The 17440-nt window shown below is 50.6% G+C and carries 13 protein-coding genes; 7 read left to right on the top strand and 6 right to left on the bottom strand.

Annotated elements, in window-relative coordinates:
* Positions 1–246: 246 nt before the first annotated feature.
* The 7 genes from NSU01_RS27900 to yidC all read left to right on the top strand — a co-directional run bounded on the left by NSU01_RS27900 (position 247) and on the right by yidC (position 6755).
* Positions 247–1380: a glycoside hydrolase family 88 protein gene (locus tag NSU01_RS27900; RefSeq protein ID WP_076245205.1), complete on the top strand. Its 1134-nt coding sequence runs from the start codon at positions 247–249 to the stop codon at positions 1378–1380.
* 142 nt (positions 1381–1522) lie between these two features.
* The gene (locus NSU01_RS27905) at positions 1523–1948 is read left to right on the top strand and encodes a hypothetical protein (RefSeq protein ID WP_339302358.1); all 426 of its coding nucleotides are present in this window, start codon (positions 1523–1525) and stop codon (positions 1946–1948) included.
* Positions 1949–2009: 61 nt separating this feature from the next.
* On the top strand, positions 2010–2870 hold the full coding sequence (locus NSU01_RS27910; RefSeq protein ID WP_179093543.1) for an AraC family transcriptional regulator: 861 nt from the start codon (positions 2010–2012) through the stop codon (positions 2868–2870).
* A gap of 293 nt (positions 2871–3163) precedes the next feature.
* The gene (locus tag NSU01_RS27915; RefSeq protein WP_076245211.1) at positions 3164–3760 is read left to right on the top strand and encodes a TetR/AcrR family transcriptional regulator; all 597 of its coding nucleotides are present in this window, start codon (positions 3164–3166) and stop codon (positions 3758–3760) included.
* Entirely contained in the window at positions 3757–4341 is a 585-nt protein-coding gene (locus tag NSU01_RS27920) for a hypothetical protein (RefSeq protein ID WP_076245214.1), read from the top strand. The genes NSU01_RS27915 and NSU01_RS27920 overlap by 4 nt, the downstream gene beginning before the upstream one ends.
* A gap of 158 nt (positions 4342–4499) precedes the next feature.
* Positions 4500–5414, top strand: a complete 915-nt coding sequence (locus NSU01_RS27925; RefSeq protein WP_083705594.1) for an AraC family transcriptional regulator — start codon at positions 4500–4502, stop codon at positions 5412–5414.
* Positions 5415–5912: 498 nt separating this feature from the next.
* A complete protein-coding gene (yidC, locus tag NSU01_RS27930) occupies positions 5913–6755 on the top strand; it encodes a membrane protein insertase YidC (protein ID WP_076245216.1) in 843 nt (280 codons plus the stop codon).
* Between the two features lie 180 nt (positions 6756–6935).
* Here yidC and NSU01_RS27935 read toward each other — a convergent pair whose 3' ends face one another.
* The 6 genes from NSU01_RS27935 to NSU01_RS27960 form a co-directional block, all read right to left on the bottom strand.
* A complete protein-coding gene (locus tag NSU01_RS27935; protein ID WP_339302359.1) occupies positions 6936–10352 on the bottom strand; it encodes an Ig-like domain-containing protein in 3417 nt (1138 codons plus the stop codon).
* A 107-nt stretch (positions 10353–10459) separates the two neighbouring features.
* Positions 10460–12010 (bottom strand): ABC transporter substrate-binding protein, encoded by a 1551-nt coding sequence (locus NSU01_RS27940; protein ID WP_076245218.1) that lies wholly within the window; start codon positions 12008–12010, stop codon positions 10460–10462.
* Positions 12011–12048: 38 nt separating this feature from the next.
* Positions 12049–12933, bottom strand: a complete 885-nt coding sequence (locus tag NSU01_RS27945; RefSeq protein ID WP_076245221.1) for a carbohydrate ABC transporter permease — start codon at positions 12931–12933, stop codon at positions 12049–12051.
* A gap of 15 nt (positions 12934–12948) precedes the next feature.
* Entirely contained in the window at positions 12949–13935 is a 987-nt protein-coding gene (locus NSU01_RS27950) for an ABC transporter permease subunit (RefSeq protein ID WP_042139566.1), read from the bottom strand.
* A 259-nt stretch (positions 13936–14194) separates the two neighbouring features.
* On the bottom strand, positions 14195–16504 hold the full coding sequence (locus NSU01_RS27955; protein WP_076245223.1) for a helix-turn-helix domain-containing protein: 2310 nt from the start codon (positions 16502–16504) through the stop codon (positions 14195–14197).
* Between the two features lie 58 nt (positions 16505–16562).
* A complete protein-coding gene (locus NSU01_RS27960) occupies positions 16563–17339 on the bottom strand; it encodes a GDSL-type esterase/lipase family protein (RefSeq protein WP_076245225.1) in 777 nt (258 codons plus the stop codon).
* Positions 17340–17440 lie beyond the last annotated feature (101 nt).

Here is a 17440-nt window from a genome sequence, read left to right on the forward strand (position 1 = left end):
AAACGCTTTGCAACAGACACAAACCGCCCTGCCACGGGCGCTCTGCCTCCATCCTATTTTCTTTGCTGTACATCCTGTAGACAAACTAGACCGGAGTTCTGTGACAAACAGCCCTCTCCCCGCGTAACAAGTTCCGGCACCGTTCCTACTAAACCGCAATTCACCTAAGAATTCGCGCAACAAACCAACATAGCAGCAGGCTTATAATAACCATAAGAACAATATAGCGATATTATGGAGGTTATTATGAACTGGAAAAATGCGATTGAGCACACGCTCTCTACCACCCGCCTTAACATCAAGCGCTTTGGTGACAAATCTCCAATTGTAAGCCTGGGCGACGGCAAATATCATCTGACGGACCATACCAGCTGGACGGAAGGCTTCTGGTCCGGCATTCTGTGGCTGAGCTATGAATACAGCCAAGACCCTGAGATTCACGCCGCCGCCATCCGGACGGTTGACTCCTTCAACAAGCGCATGATTTCCGGGAAGGAGCTCGACCATCATGATATCGGCTTCCTATATTCACTGTCCGCCAAGGCACGCTGGATTACCGAGAAGGATGAGGCTTCGCGTCTGCTGGCCTTGCAGGCAGCCGATGTACTGATGAAGCGCTGGCGCTCTGCCCCGCAGCTCTTTCAGGCGTGGGGACCGGAAGGGGATGCAGACAACGGGGGCCGGATTATTATCGACTGCCTGATGAATCTTCCGCTGCTCTGCTGGGCCACTGAACAGACCGGAGATCCCAGCTATGCCGAGTATGCCCGAATTCACGCCGAGAAAAGCCGGCGCTTCCTGGTGAGGGGAGATGACTCCTCCTACCATACTTTTTATTTTGACCAGCAGACGGGGAATGCCCTGCGCGGAGGAACCGCACAAGGTTATCAGGACGGCTCCACCTGGACGCGGGGACAAGCATGGGGGGTCTACGGCTTTGCCTTGGCATACCGCTATTTTAAAGAACCTCATTATCTGGAAACCTCCAGAAGAATGGCCCGCTATTTCCTGGAGCATCTTCCCGCCGACCATGTCGCGTATTGGGATTTCGATGCCCCGCAGGAGGAGTCCACTCCACGTGACAGTTCAGCTTCCGCCATCGTTGTATGCGGTCTCCTTGAGCTGCTGGAGCACCTGCCGGAGGAGGACCCGGAACGGGTATGGTATGAGGAAGCCGTCAACAAATCGATGGATTCCCTGCTGAACCGCTACTTTACCGCCGGCAGCCCGTCGGAAGAAGGCTTTCTGCGTCATGGCTCCTATTCAGTCAGAGGGAACTCATCTCCGGATGATTTCATGATCTGGGGAGATTACTTCTTCCTGGAGGCGCTGCTGCGTCTGCAGCAGGGTGTTCCGGGGTATTGGTACGAACGGGGATAGCATATTACTGCATCTTCATTGACTAGAATCTGATCTGCTGGTGCGCAACATCAACTGCGGCACCCGGTTGATAATCCTTTATACCGGCAGGCTCTTTTACAGAGTCCTGCCGGTTTGTGCTCCTCTAGAATGAATGCTGTCGGTGGATACTGTTACAATCCTGCAAGAAATACAACATTCTCCTCATCAAATCAGCCCAAATCCGGAATTGTTGCAGAAAATGCAGCAATTCCCCTCCTCCAAGCGGCTCAGCGGGACAATTCCTGTATTTCATACAACAATTCTCCCGAACGCCCAGGTATCCGGGAACCAAAGCTGTATTACTTACAACATTTTAGGAATGGAGGATGGGATTTTCACAGTTGCCCTGCCAAAGAGCCATGGATTGGCTGGTTGTTTGGTTCGTTGCTTGGTTCGTTCGTTTTTTGCTTACTTGGTTCGTTCGTTGGTTCGTTGCTTGGTTCTTTGCTTACTTGCTTGGTTAGTCGGTTGCTTGCTTGGCGATTGCAGTCTTATAAGTGTGGCCGAAATCGCAGTTTTATTTTTAGCAGCCTTCTATTTATACTGAAGTTAACAGTAATGGAATTAATAGCAGTGAACTATGGTTGATAAGGGAGCGTCGTATGAGCATGGACAGGAACAGGAACGATCATCCGCCCGAGGGAATGGACCCCGGTTTGTTTATGTACAAATATAAATATATTGACGGGGAATCCCTCTATTTTCATGCGCATAGGGGAATTGAAATCCTGTACATTTACAGCGGCTGCGGTGAGATCATGGTGGAGAATCAGACCTACCCTATTGAGGATCATACACTGGTCTTGTTTCAGCCCTATCAGCTGCACCGTGTAATGGTTCCTCCGGCAGAAGGCCGTTCCTATATCCGGACCAATCTGACCTTTGATCCTGGTTTCATGGACCATTATCTTTCCGCGTTCCCTATCCTGGGGCAATTCTTCCGGAACCTGTGGAGGGGCAGCCTGCGGCAGCCGGTATTCTACGGAATGAATGACACCCGTATTCCCGAGGTGCTGGAAGAGCTGCATCAGTGCACCAAGCACGCTGCTGCCGGCCAGGAGGAGAACACAGGTCTGCTTATGCTTCAGCTTATCCGGCTGTTTCAGACCCGGCTGCCTGATGTCCTGTCCAATCTCCTCCATTCACGCGGCAGCTCACATGTCCAGCGGATTACCGAATGGCTGGATGAACATTACAAGGAGCCTTTCAGCCTTGAGGCGCTGGCCGCCAGCCTGCATCTGTCTCCCTACCATATTTCGCATGTATTCAAACAATATGCCGGCATCACACTGTCCGAATATCTGATGCAGCGGCGTGTCAGAGAGGCCTGTATCCTGCTCGCCAACACCAGCCAATCTATCGGGGAAATCGCGGTAGAAGTAGGCAATCTGTCCCCGTCTTATTTCAGCCAGATGTTCAAGAAGAATAAAGGAATCTCCCCTGAGAAATATAGGAACAGCATCCATTGAATCTATAACTGAACCGTATCATAAGTAGGAGCAAGTTTTTTGGGAACTATTGTTTAGCATTAGCAGTTTGGATATCTAGTTGAATGCACATCCCTAAAGACTTGCCTTTCGTTACTTTAATTTAGTCCTCTTCACTGTAAGTGCGCTAAGCAGTCATAAGTGGTACTGCTACGGTAATTAAATAATGAACATAAAATGAAAAAAATCATATTGACATTTTGCTGAAACAATAATAACGTACGTTATATAACATACGTTATTATATACACTTATTGTATGGGGAGTTGGAAAAAATGCCTCCAAAAGCAGAGGTTACTAAAGAACAGGTTTCCAATGCAGCGTTTGAGTTGACCAGACAAAAGGGATTCGAGATACTGACAGCCAGAAATATTGCTCTAAAACTGAAATGCTCTACTCAACCGGTATACCGATTGTACAGGAGCATGGAGGAGGTCAAAGAGGATGTTTTCAGACTTGCTGTCGATTACGCTTTAGTAGAGATCAAAAGCTACAACAATGAAAAAAATGAGCCTGCTATGAACTTGGCGGTTGGTTGTTTGCTTTTTGCTCAATCCGAGAAGCAGCTTTTTCGTTTATTGTTTTTGTCCGATTACAGCAGTGACTACACCATTAACAATAATGACATCATTACGGAGGAGATCTATAATGCGTTCTTACTGCTCGACCCACAGCTATGTACCATGAACACAACCAAGGCTCGGGAACTGTTTAAAAAGCTTTCGGCGTATTGGCTAGGAATTGGGGTCATGATCCATATGAATTCGCACGAACTGACCCTTGACGAGGCGATAGTCATGCTGGAGGAAATGTATCATGTACTGAAGCGTAGTGCAATGCTGGGAGTAGTCATTAAGGAGGAACAATCATGATTACATATCTGACGCATTATTACAGACAAGGTGACCCGCCGTTCCGCAGCTTATCCGCATTATGCGATGCAGAAGCGATTGCAGTTATGGAGTCTCTGTATGAGGATAACCCATTAGCTGATAGATTCAAGGAGCCGGCTCAATATATGAATAACAGAAGACAGGTTGAACATTGGGTGAAGAATGAATTTATAGCAAAGGGAGGAGAACCCAAGGAAAACTATCCACTCTATGCAGTACTCGGCTACTCTCATTGGATGGAAGAAAACTTGTCCTTCCTTGAATTAAGCAGCCTGCGTGTTCCGCTTACTATTTTTTCGCACGGAGATATTAGCTTCACGTATCCGGATAGTATGGTTACCTACTGGCTTGGGATGGACAAGGAATCTGCTCATTTTCAATCTCAGTATCACGGTAAAATCTTTACCCTCTCTGACTTGGATAGGCTGAAGCATATTTACGGTGCGCCGGAAGATAAGGGGAGAACTGCGCTTTGGGAAGGCATGGGCCCCTATATTGAATATATTGAAGCTCAAATCTGGAACCAACAGCCACTGTCTGATTACTTGAAGACAATCTAACCTGAGTTGGGGAACTACGCCGCAAGCTGCAGCATCAGTTTTAAGTTAATGGACGGTTTATCAAAGGAAAACATACAAAAAAGCTTTGCATAAAATGGACAACTAATGTAAAGAAACTCACCCAACTTAGTTATATAGTATGGGTGAGAGGAGGACGCATGGATAGTTACGACAGAACCGAAGCAGTTATCAGCTATATTGAATCCAATATACTAGAAATTGATTATGATGAAATTTCAAGAATTGCCTGTTGTCCATTGGGACTTTACCACAGGATTTTCTCTTATATAACAGGTATTTCAATTGCTGATTACGTGAGGCGTCGAAGATTAACCTTGGCGGCTATCGAATTAATTAATGGAGAGCAGAAGGTCATTGATGTAGCGGTTAAGTATGGATATAACTCTCAAGCTGCCTTTTCACGAGCATTCAAAGAACACACGGGCATACCTCCATCGTTTGTGACACATGAATTGAATTTGAGGTTGTATCCTCGAATGTCAATTCAGTATATAAATGAAACTTATCGGATTGAGAAAGGAAAGAAAACTATCGTGGCGAAATTGGCGAACATTGAGTTTGTAGACTTTGGTAGTTTTACAATGGTAGGTAAGGAGATCAGAGCTAAAATAAGTGAAATAGGTTCATTTTGGAAAAAGTGTTTTGAGGAAGGCATGTATGATCCGTTGATCAAAATGAAGGAATATCTTCCTGAGGATATTGACGAATATGTAGGCTTTATTAAAGGCTACAACGACGATGATGACTCCTTTAATTATGTTGTAGGAATGTTTATGAAGCGGGATGTCCCAGTACCCGATGGTTATGTTGGATATGATGTACCAAAGCGGACTGTAGCAAAGGCTTGGATTGAAGGCGAAGAAAATGATATTTATAACAATGCATTCTTGCTTACAACAGAAGCTCTAAAAAAACATGGATATGATATTGATTTAAGCAGTAATTATTGTTGGTGTGAGGTATACACAGACCAACGCTTTGGAATTCCGAAATCAAAAGGCGAAAAACTCTTGACACTGGATATCTACATGCCCTGTGTAAAAATACATTAACTATTTTTCGGTTCGCGGAATAATTGAACAAGCGATCTCAAAGAAGGGACCATCCTGCATAAGGATGGTCCTAAAACTTGCCGTTACAGAATAACGCGGTGAACCGCTTTAAAGGGTTTTAAGCTAACAGGCAGGTTAATGAAACCACACAGTTCTTCGAAGCGTATAACCATTATTCAAATTTTCCCAATACGGCTCATACGGAGGTGAACTTGACTGGAGCATTTTTATGACTTGGTTCAATTGGCACTCTCAATTGCTCTCATCTCTTCCTTAGTATTAATTCCATTCACCCATTTTTCTTTACAAGAGGTACACTGGGGTCATGAAACACTTGCTGCAGCCGGTTCAACCTGGTATGTGGCTGTCAGACTGTCTCAACCGAACAGCATTCAGAAGTGGATAGTTCGTACCGTCAGACGAAGAGAAGCACCTGATGATGAAGACCATAGTCCTTCCCCACATTGATATTCATACTTTCAATTAGGGAGGACAACGATGATAAAGATTATGTTGCTACAAAAATGGGCCAAGCCCATTCTCGTCATGTTGATTGGAGTTATTCCGGTCATTGTGCTCAGCGGGTGTTCGGCAGCATCCCAATCCAACCCGATTAATGCCGGTTCACCAGGCATATTTAACCATTTTTTTATTTATCCATTTTCGATCTTGATTAAATTTTTCGCGGATACCTTTCACGGAGACTACGGATTAGCGATCGTGCTGATGACATTCATCATCAGACTTGCGATCCTGCCGCTCATGATGAATCAAACCAAGAAACAAATGGTTATGAAAGAAAAGATGGCCGTCCTCCAGCCGGAATTAACTGCACTTAAGGAGAAGTATAAGAACGATGTCAGTACGGATGCCAAAAAACAAGAGCAAACCGAGATGATGCAGCTCTACCAGAAGCATCAATTCAATCCCTTAAACATGGGGTGTTTACCGATGCTTCTCCAATGGCCGATCACTCTCGCATTTTATTATGCCATTCGCCGTACCCCGGAGATTGCCGCTCACGATTTTCTGTGGTTTAACTTGGGGACAACAGATATGATTTTGCCGCTGATTGCCGCTGCGGTGTATTACGTTCAGTTCCGTGTGTCTCAATCTGTTTCAGCACAGCCTCAGCAGAATCAGAATAGCCAAATGGCTTTTATCGGATTGTTATCACCGGTCATGATGGGTTTATCTTCTTTTGCTATGCCCGCCGCGTTGCCGTTATATTGGGCAGTAGGCGGTATATTTATTATCGTGCAAACAGTGATACTCAATAAAATGTACACGAAGCCAAATGCAGCGGGTAAAAATCTGCCTGCCAGTGTAGAAGATTTATAAGATTTCAACCAGTCATAGAACAATACTAAATACAAGGCATCTGAGGCGCGGCCTCAGATGCTCTTTTTTGTTGGCGGCTTGTTAACGTGGGAACATAAACACTCCTCTTAGATTCCCAGCCTGCTCAACTGTAAAAGCGCCCTTCCCGCAGGAAGAGCGCCCTCGAAGCTTAGATTAGTTTTATGGCAAGACCGAGAAAATAATATCATCGAACAGCATATAAGCGAAGCCGCTGGTATAGAAGCCGACCTTGCCGGACGGGCGGTGCCCCGGATCGCTGCCGGAGAGCCTTAGCGAGCCGTCCACAGATACGGCGATATCTCCGTCCCGGGCCGTCACCTTCACCTCATACTCCGTATCCGGCAGCAGGTCATGTCCAGGCAGGACCGTCTCGGTCAGCTTCTGCCAGGCTGTGTCGTACAGTATCCAGGCGGAGGTTCCGTCTGCCCGGGTACGGTAGCCGATCCGGGTGGAGCCGGAGCTGTCCTGGCGGTCGAAGATGTACAGGATGCCGTTATCCGGCATCACAAGCGGCGTCTTCAGCTTGAACTCCAGCTGATAAGAAGTGAAGCTGCGGTCGAGCAGGCCGGTAGCACCGTTCAGCAGTTTATAGCGGCGGTTCCCGTCCGGATCAGCGGCGATGCTGCGGTTAGGGTCTACCGGCCAGCCGTTGCCCCCGTTCTCAAAGTCTGTCTCATGCATAATGCTAGAGACGGTTACTGTAATGTCCGCCTTAATGAGCGGATTTACCGTAGACACAGCCGAGATAAGGGTCTCCCCTTCGTATACGGCGTGGACCACTCCGGTGCTATCCACCGTGGCGACCGCCGGATTGGCCGACTGCCAGGATACGCCTGTATCCGGCGTATCCGCAGGATCAAAGGATAGCTGCAACTGTCGCTGTTCCCCTGCGGCAATACGCACCTTGCTCTCCGCCGGAATGATCCCGGCCAGCGTAGTCGTAAGTGCCTTGAACTGAATGTCATCAAAGTGCATCTGGCTGACATTGCTGACGTAGAAGCCGACCTTCCCCTCCGCATTATGGCCCGGATCGTTGCCCTTCAGGCGGAAGGCTCCATCCAGGTACACGCTGATGTCACCCCCCTTCACCAGCATCTTGACCGCATACTCCGTATTCGGCTGCAGGTCATGCCCAGGCAGCTTCACCTCTTTCAGCACCGTCCAGGCTGAATTGTACAGCAGCCAGGCGGAGGTGCCGTCCGCCCGCGTCTTGTACCCGATCCGGCTAGAGCCGCTGCCGGCCTGGCGGTCGAAAACATACAGGGTTACATTATCCCCCATAATCTCCGGCGTCTTCAGCTTGAAGCTCAGCTCGTAATCGGAGAAGGACTTGGGACTGAGCGCTGAGGCTCCGTTCAGAATCTTGTACCAGCGGTTTGGCCCAATCTTCTCAATGCTGCGGTTCGCATCCTGCAGCCAGCCGTTCGCGCCGGATTCGAAATCTGTGAAATCCATTACGCCGTCGCCAGCCTCCACGTTGACCGTAACCGTGGCCGTCAGCAGCGGATTCTCCGCCGAGGCTACCGTAATGACCGTGCTGCCGACCGCCTGGCCGGTTACAATACCTGCCGTATCCACAGCTGCGATACCGGGATCGGCCGAAGTGAAGGTCAGGACGGGATGATCCGCGTTCCAAGGAAGCACCGCCGTGCGCAGCTTCAGCGTTTTCCAGCGGTCCACAGTAACTTCGCTGTCATAGACGGCTACTCCCTGAACAGGATAGCTGTCCGTGCCTGCTGTCGTGCCAGCTTTGCCAGTAACGCCGATGTCGTTAAACGGAATGTCTGGAAACCCGGGAATAACATCGAAGACATCCGAATCCGGCCGCAGCGACAGATCGCCTCCCGCCAGGTCGGTGAAGCCGGGATCTGCTGCGCTCACCCAGTTATTGGCGTACTGCACAAGCCCAAATTTGTCATACGCCCCGTACACATTGGTCGTTACGCTGCGCGGCAGCGACGGATTGTAGACCACATTCCCCTGGAACGTATTGGTGTCGGGATAATACCGGTTCTCCGTGAAGAAATCCGCCAGCTCGGGATACTTCGTCAGATACGGGGTTCCGGTGAAATTATTGTTAGCCGCAAACAGCGCCTGCCACTTCGGCATGTAGTTCAGCGGCACCTGATCATCCGGCTCATCGCCCAGGAACATATCCGCATAATCATAAGGAATTTTGCTGTCGATAAAAATATTGTTGCGGGTCAGGATATGCGCGCCGCCGTTGTTTTTAATAGCCGAATTGCCCATCTTGTAAAAAATATTCTCGTCGATAGTCAATCCCATCGTGAAATTGTCGGGATATACCCCCTCCACTCCGGCCTTGCTCTCGCCGATGTTATGAAAGTAATTGCGCCTGATGACCGTGCCGCGCTCATGGGGCTGCTCGCCGGCATTCATGTAGATCGCGCCGAGATCCGAGAAAGTGGTGCATACATCATAGATCTCGTTATACTCCACGGTATGATCATTGCCGAAGATCAGCACGCCCGGATGGGGCGCATCATGCAGCTCATTGTGCGACATGCGGTTGCCGACGCCGGACAGCAGCACCCCGGGATTGTAGGCTTTATGATAGTAGGCAAAATCATGAATATGCGAATTCTCCACCACATTATTCCCTGGCGCAAGCGTCGTTTTGTTGCCGCCTGTCAGCGTGACGGCGGTGCCGCCGATATGGTGAATATGGGTGCTGATAATGGCGTGGTCCGTTCCCGGTGCCCCTTCAAAATTGTTGTAATAGAACCGGCTCTGTGTGTTAACCAGTACCCCGCTGTTGGTGAAATTGCGGATCTCGCTGTTCAGAATACGCATATGGCTGCCGCCCATGAACACTGCAGCAGAATCGCGGCCATTCTCAAGCACAAGCTCGGAGAAGTCAATGTACGAAGCATTCAGCGCGTTGATCATCGGACTCTTCAGCATCGTGACTTCAATATCCGGATTCTCGGCGGCTGCAAACTCGGCGTTCGGCAGGAAATACAGCTTGCCCGCCTGGCGGTCGATGTAATATTCGCCCGGCATATCGATTTCCTCCAGCAGATTTTGCGCAAAATGGAAATCAGGGTACCAGTTTTTGAAGATGCCGCTCATTTCCCCGTAACGGAGGGTGATGCTTCGGGCAGCCGTGTCAATGAAAGCAATCTTGTTATACGACCACTCCCAGCTGTAGCCGAAGATCCCGTCCAGCCAGATATCGTCTGCCTGCGTCCAGTACTGGGGCCGGTCATACGTATAAGTGAAGGTGCCGCCGCGCGTATGCACCTCCCCGTCCGGGTCCTTCCTTGTCGGACCGGGATCAAGGATTTCATCCATCTGGACGGTGCTCTCATTGGGCCAGCGGGCCAGCGTCATGCCCTGTCCGGCCACATACAGTTCCATTGGCGGCACCTCGCTCAGATCATTGGCCAGATAATAGCCATGACGGCTGAGCTGGCCGTAATCGGTGATCCCGAGCGCTGCCAGATCAGCTACCAGTACCTCACTTCTAGCCTCTGTACTTATAATACGGCTGAGCACCGACGTGTCCGTGACCGGAACGAACGCTGACTTGGCCAGCTGCTCCGAACCTGACAAAGTCACGGACTCACCCGGATAAGCCGTGTAAGTGACCGGCTTGCCGGCTTCGCCTGAATCCTGCTGCCGCAGCTCGAAGCTGGACGTCCGTTCATACCCTATGAGGCTTATTTCTTCAGGCCTTTATCCTTAAGGAATTGCTCGAATTGTTTGGTTACCTCTGCTACGTATTTCTCTTCGCCCGCTTCCTTCAGCTTACCGTATAATGCAGGCCAGGTTTCTTCGAAGTCGAGTGTTCCCGTAACCAGTCCCCGTTTATATTCACCCCAGACCGCATTCAGGTTGGCGATCTCCGTATTCACCGGCTCGGAATTGAACTTGAAGGCACCTACAGGATTGACCTCTGAATTGGAATTGATCTTTTTGGTCTCTTCCCAGACATTCTCCGGTTGCCCTTCTTTCAGATAGGAGTTGAATACGCTGCCAAAAACCCAGTCCATATTCGGCAGATAACGGGAATCCGCCTTTGCCTTGATGTAATCCCCATCGGCCTTATCATAGTGTTCACCGGCAACACCATTGCAGAGCAGATTGTACAGCTCTTTGTCGGTATTCACCAGATTAAGGAACATCATCGCACGTTCCGGATTAGGGGCCGTACGGCTGATCGACTGGTTGGTCGTAGCCGAATAGCCGTTGGAGAACCAGTCGCTAAGCGGTACAGTAATAACTTCGTTGCCGCCGTTTTTGGCCTTCACCTCAGCCTCCACACCCGGCTTGAGAGTAACGTTGAAATCGACTGCAATTTGGCCTTTGGCCAGGTAATCATTCGCTTTTTCGGTAGCGGCATCCTTGTAAATATAGCCTTCCTTATACCATTTGCTGGCCAGACGGAAATTGTCCAGCTCTTCTTCCGGATAACGCTGCAGCGTATACGTAGGATCATCCGTTTTGATATAGAAATGGTCATCCAGCCCCGGAACTACCCAATATTTGTCGTCATGGGACTGCGGATTGATGAAGGAAGTGCCGAATACGCCAAACGGAATGATGTCCGGTTCATTTTGCTTGATTTGGGCCAGGAACGGTTCGATATCCGCTATCTTCTTGATGGAAGCGGTGTCAAGTTTGTACTTGTCGGCGAAGCGCTTCTGGATGATGAAGCCGTAACGGGAGCCGTTGATCTGCTGGTTCGGGATACCGTAAATTTCCCCGTCGACCGACAGACCGTCCCACATTACCTGCGGCACATCTGCCTTAAGCTCCGGCGCATATTCATCCAGCAGGGCATCCATCGGCTGGATGGCACCTTTGCGCACCAGCTCTTCGGGCTTCAGCATGTAGCCGGTCCAGAGAATGTCGAACTTCTCGCCCGCTGCAAGCACCGTGTTCATCTTCTGCACATAGTCCCCGATCGCAACAGGCATCAGCTTCACTGTGGCATTAATCTTCGCCTTCACAATCTTGTTGACTTCCTCCTGCACCTTCTCCTGATCGGCCTGCAGCTGCGACAGCGGATAATACCAGGTCAGTTCGACCGGCTTCAGCTCGCCTGCGTTTCCTGATTCCGGAGCTGCACTTTGCGTGCTTTCCGCTCCGCTTCCTTCCGCGCCCTTCCCGGCATTGCTATTGCCGCCGTTATTGTTGCCTCCGCAGCCGGATAGCACCGATCCAACAAGCAATACAGATGCCAGAACTCCAAACAGCTTCTTTTTCATGTAAGTGACCTCCTGTACTTTGTACATGTAATTGTATGTTAACCCTTTAGGGAGCCAACCGTAAGCCCTTTGACGAAAAACCGCTGAAAAAACGGGAAGATCACCAGCATCGGTCCGCCGGCCAGTACGGCAATCGCCATCCGCGCCGAGCTGTTGGGGAAACTCGATAGATCGATGCCCAGCTGTCCGGTAAATTCAGAGTTCGTCGTGAGAAATTCAATGCTGTTGAGCGTCCGCACCAGCAGCAGCTGCAGCGGCACTTTGTTCGGATCGTCGATGTAGAGCATCGCGTTGAACCATTCGTTCCAATACGTGAAGGATATCAGAAGACCCAGAGTAGCCAGCGCAGGCGTCGACAGCGGCAGGATAATCTTGAAGAAAATGCGGAATTCACGCGCCCCGTCGATTTTGGCCGATTCAATGATCTCCAGCGGAATTTTGGACATGAAGCCTTTCATTACCATGATGTTGAACGGCGACAGCAGAATGGGCAGAATCAGCGCCAGCAGGCTGTCTTTCAGATGAAGATATTGCGTAATGAGAATGTAGGAAGGAACGAGCCCCCCGCTGAACAGCATGGTGAAAAATACATAGAAGGTCGTCGCCCGGTTATACCGGTAATCCTGCCGTGAGATCACGTATGCAGTCATCGCAGTCAGGAGCAGGCCGGCCAGCGCGCCAATAATGGTCACCGTGAAGGTCACTCCATAGGCGCGGAGCAGAATGTCAGGAGCATCCAGCAGATAGCGGTAGGCATCCAGACTGAAGGTTTTGGGGATAAACTGATACCCGTTTTCGGTCAGCGACTTCTCATCTGTCAGCGACACGGCGATGACCAGCAGAAACGGCAGGACGACCACAATCGACAGCACCGTAAACAGCAGATTAATGAACAGCATGGAAAATTCGAATTTCTTGCCCACTGTCAGGGCACCTCCTTACCACAGGGAATTATCAGAATCAATTTTGCGCACGATTCCGTTTGCCGTCAGCACCAGCACCAGACCTACAACCGACTGGTAAAAGCCTGTAGCCGCGGACATGCTTACATTACCGACTTCACGCAGCGCACGGTACACATAGGTATCGATGATATCCGTAGAGCCGTAGAGAAAACCTGAGTTGTTCGGGATAAAATAATGCAGGCCGAAGTCGCCGCGGAACATGTTGCCGATAGACAGGATCAGCATAATGATGATGATCGGGGCCATCAGGGGGATTGTGATTTTGAACGCCATCTGCCGTTTGGTCGCCCCGTCGATCCGCGCTGCCTCGTAATATTCGCTGTTAATGCCAATAATGCCGGCAAAATAAATCAGCGTGTTGAACCCCACCACTTTCCATAATTGAACCAGAATGAGAATCACCGGCCATGGCCCCGCATTCTGGTACCAGCTCACCGGATTCAGCCCGAAGGATTCCAGGGTGCGGTTGATAAAACCATCCGAATGGTTCAAGAAGGCATAGGCCACATAACCCACAAGTACCCAGGAAAGGAAGTGTGGCAGAAACAAGGCTGTCTGGTAGAACTTGCTCCACTTGGCCTTGATTTCGTTCATCAGAATCGCCAGCAGCAGTGCTGCCGAGGTACCTACCACAATGTAGGCGGTATTATATAGAACCGTATTACGGGTTATCCGCCACGCCGTATCCGTAGTGAATAAATAACGGAAATTATCCAGTCCCACCCACTTGCTGCCGAAGATGCCGAGATCATACCGGTAATTTTTGAAGGCGATAATCAGGCCGATCATTGGAATATACGCAAAAATCAATTTGTACAGGAGTCCCGGCAGTGAGAGCAGAAACAGCTCCCGGTTGTTCCGGAAATGGTGAAGCTCTCTTCCAATCCACGTTCTTCTGCGCGTTCCCGGCGGCGCACCTGAACTTGCTCTTTGTTCCGCTAGTGGAACCTTATTCAACATAACCAAAGCCCCTTCCTTTCCTTCCTTAGCTGCAGCTGTTTGCCTGTGTACCAGGCTTTGCATGACTAACAATAGCGTGAATCAGGCTTCGGCGTTACTGTACAATTGCAAGATTGCTGTAAAGAGGGGCTGTATTGTTGCCAGTTTCCTGTTCCGGCCGGGCGAAGCCATGCGTGGCGCAGCAAAAAGCCCGCTAAATGAACATCGCTCATTTAGCGGGCCTGGCTTAAGGCTGAAAAAACTTGTTTATTTTCTTTTTTTATTTGCTGCGGTCAATGGCGGACTTCAGGCGGTATTCCTTCGGTGTCGTTCCGTAGCGGCGTTTGAACAGGCGGTAGAAATAGCTTTCGTTGCCGAAGCCGACCTTTTCCATAATCTCCGTAACGGTCAGGTCCTTCTGCTCCAGGTACTCTTTGGCATAGGCCAGGCGGGCTGAGTTGATCTGATCCACGACTGTCGTGCCTTCCTGCGCTTTGAACACCTGGCCCAGATAGACTTGGTTCATCTTGAGCATATCAGCAATCCGCTGTACATTCAGATCCGGATCGGCGTAATGCTTATCAATAATTTCCTTCACCGTTTCGGCCAGCAGCCGGTTCTTATCCTCCCGCCCGCTGCGCCGCTGCTCCGCCACCTCGCGCACAACCTCCAGAAGTACGGTCTCAATCTCATCCAGCGTCTCTTTTTCCAGAATACGCCGGTTAACGGCCTGCAGGTTGACCGATACCGGGTTGACGTTGCGGTTGTTCATCTCGCCAAGCGTATTGCTTAAGGTAACCGCAAGATGAAGAACCGCCGAGAACATATTCTCGTAGCTGAAGCTGCCAAGCAATTCTCTCCATTTGCGGATCGTCTGCTCTGTCTCTGCCAGATCCCCGCCCTTCAGTCCTTCTGTCAGCTGCCGTTCCAGCTCCTGCGGGATACGCAGCGATTCATTCCGCTCATTCTCCTGCAGCATTTCAGGCTCAATCACTGCTCCCTTGCCGAAGACCATCCGGTAGTTCGAGTGACGCATGGCCAAATTGTAATGCCGGGTGATGCAGCGGTAATCCGTGAACACTTCGCTCAGCGTAACCGTAAAGGTAATATGGTAGTAGTCAAAAATCGTCTGCTGAAGCTCCCGGAAGCGCTCTTCCAGCTTCGCAAGTGTCCCGGCTCCGCTGCCGGTGATGAAGACCAGATGGCCGTTTTTCATATCGGCCGCTTCACAAGTGCCTTCCAGCCGCAGCTGCTCCTGGCCGATATTGGCAATGGCAAAGTACAGCAGGGATTCCATAGGCAGCCCCGGATCTGCCGCAAGCCCCTGCAGATTGTCGATCTGCACCAGCGCCAGCCGCAGCGGCGACGGATAAGCGATGTCTATTCCGTGCTGCTCCCTGATCTGCAGGAATGCCTGTTCATCGAGGCTCTGGCTTGACCCGATCAGGCTGCGCAGCTGGTAGAGCTTCGCAATATTCGACTGCGAGGCCCGTTCCAGCTCCAGACCCTTCAGCTTGCTGATCATCTCGGTTACATTCGCCGCAATCAGCGACAGCTCATCCTTCGCCTGCGGAGCACCGCGTACATCCTGCGGCACCAGCGTCAGCAGCTGCCCCACCGGCTTATACAGCCTTAAGGCAAAGAACACGGACAGCAGGATAGCGAGCAAAGCAACAGACAGCGTGACCGTTATCTCCGTCCATTTCATCTGCCGGACGCTACCCAGCACAACATCGTAATCCTGCATGCTGACAATCTGCCAGTTATTCAGCGCTTTGCTCAGATAAGTGACCTTGTACTTCCTGTCTCCAAATGTATAGTTAAAAGAATTAAGCGGCGCAGCCGAAGAAGCAATCCGCGGCAGCAGGTCCGCTTTGATATTAAGACCGGCCGGAAGCAGCCCGTCGGTTGAAATAAGCACCTCGCCGTCACTGTCTGTAATGAAGAGTACATCATCTTCCCGCTCCGCCACATGATTAAGCGCTTTCATGTTATCCAGCATCCAGCCCGGCTTCACCGTCAGAATCAGCACATTGTCATTAATGGAACCGAGAGTGTCCCCGTCATATATAAAGATCGCAAATACGTCTATCCCCTCATCCTTTCCGTCAAGGTCCAGCGGAATCAGCTGCAGCTTCGGAAGATCCGCCCGCGAGGCCATATAGTTCTTAAGGGAATCGTACAGGAGACTATTGTTAATTTCATGGTTAAGCGACGAGAAGAACCGGTGCTGGGCCCCATTGTAAAAGACGGCAGCATGCAGATACGGGGAAGCTGCCACAGTATGGTTGAGGCGTTCAATCTTGAGAATGCTCTGCCTGTAATCCGCGCCGGACTTCAGGGCGAGCAGTTCTTCGTCATTGTACAGCGAAACCGCCAAATCCTTCACGATACCATTCATATTCTCAATATTGTAATTGATTTGGGTCAGCAGCTTCCGGTCGGCTTCGTTCTGCAGGCTGAGCACCTTGCCGCGGGCATTCGAGTTCACAAATAGCGAAGCCACAGCCAGTGTGGCAACAACAAGCATAAAGCTGAGTATAATCCGCTGTAAATATTTCCGCGAGCGGATCGTCTGCAGTACATTCATAGGTGATCTCTCCCGGCTCATAGGGTGACCTTAATATAATCCCGCGCCATTTTGCTTGTCAATCCGCTTTTCCGCGGGCCGCCTCCCCCGATTCCTCCGCACCCGGCAGCGTATCCGGCTCTGCATCGAACAAATTCCGCAGAAATGTCCGTGCGATTACCCCGTGTCCCGCTGCGTCCGGATGGATTCCGTCGCCATATCTATACGAGGCATTCAGTGACCGCTCCTGCCGGATATGCTCCAGCAGCGGTGTGCGCAAATCGATGATGCCATCCGCAGGACATTCACCGGACAGAAGCCAGCCCGCATAACGCTCCAGCACCTCATCGTAATTCTGGTAAGGAGCCAGATAGCTGAAATCAGCCGCATCCGCCGGCTGCAGCCGGCCGTTCATTGACGGGGCATCGAATGGCGGCGGTGTCATCAGCACGACAGCGGCCCCGGCTTCACGGATTTGTGTGCTCAGCTGCTGCATTCCCGCCTGATAGGCTGCGAAACGCTCTTCCGACAAGGGATGATAAATCCCGTCATTCATCCCGTAGCAGGCTACGACCACACCCGGAGACGCTGCCGCAAGCTCTCTTGCCAGCCGTTCATGGATACAGGGACGCGGAAACGGATGCGCCGCTTCACTCAGTCCCGAGGCCGCCTCGCTGGGAACACCGCACGGGATGAGCTCCACCGCCAGATCCGGGCGGTGCTGCTTCAGCCATTCCCGGATTAAGCGGATATACAGGCCATCCGCCGTAATGCTGTCCCCGAGGAACAGAATCTTGAGATTCGCGGATTTTTTTGTCACGCTATCGATAATCATATTAATATTTAAAGGCGGCATATCTTCCCTCCTGATCATTGCGCCATTTCCCCGGCTTGGCCTATGCCAAGCGTTTCTCCTGCAATCTAATGGTAGCGCCCCCTGCCCTTTTCCGCCTTAAC

It is taken from the genome of Paenibacillus sp. FSL H8-0259, assembly GCF_037963255.1.
Taxonomy (GTDB): domain Bacteria; phylum Bacillota; class Bacilli; order Paenibacillales; family Paenibacillaceae; genus Paenibacillus_AQ; species Paenibacillus_AQ phytohabitans.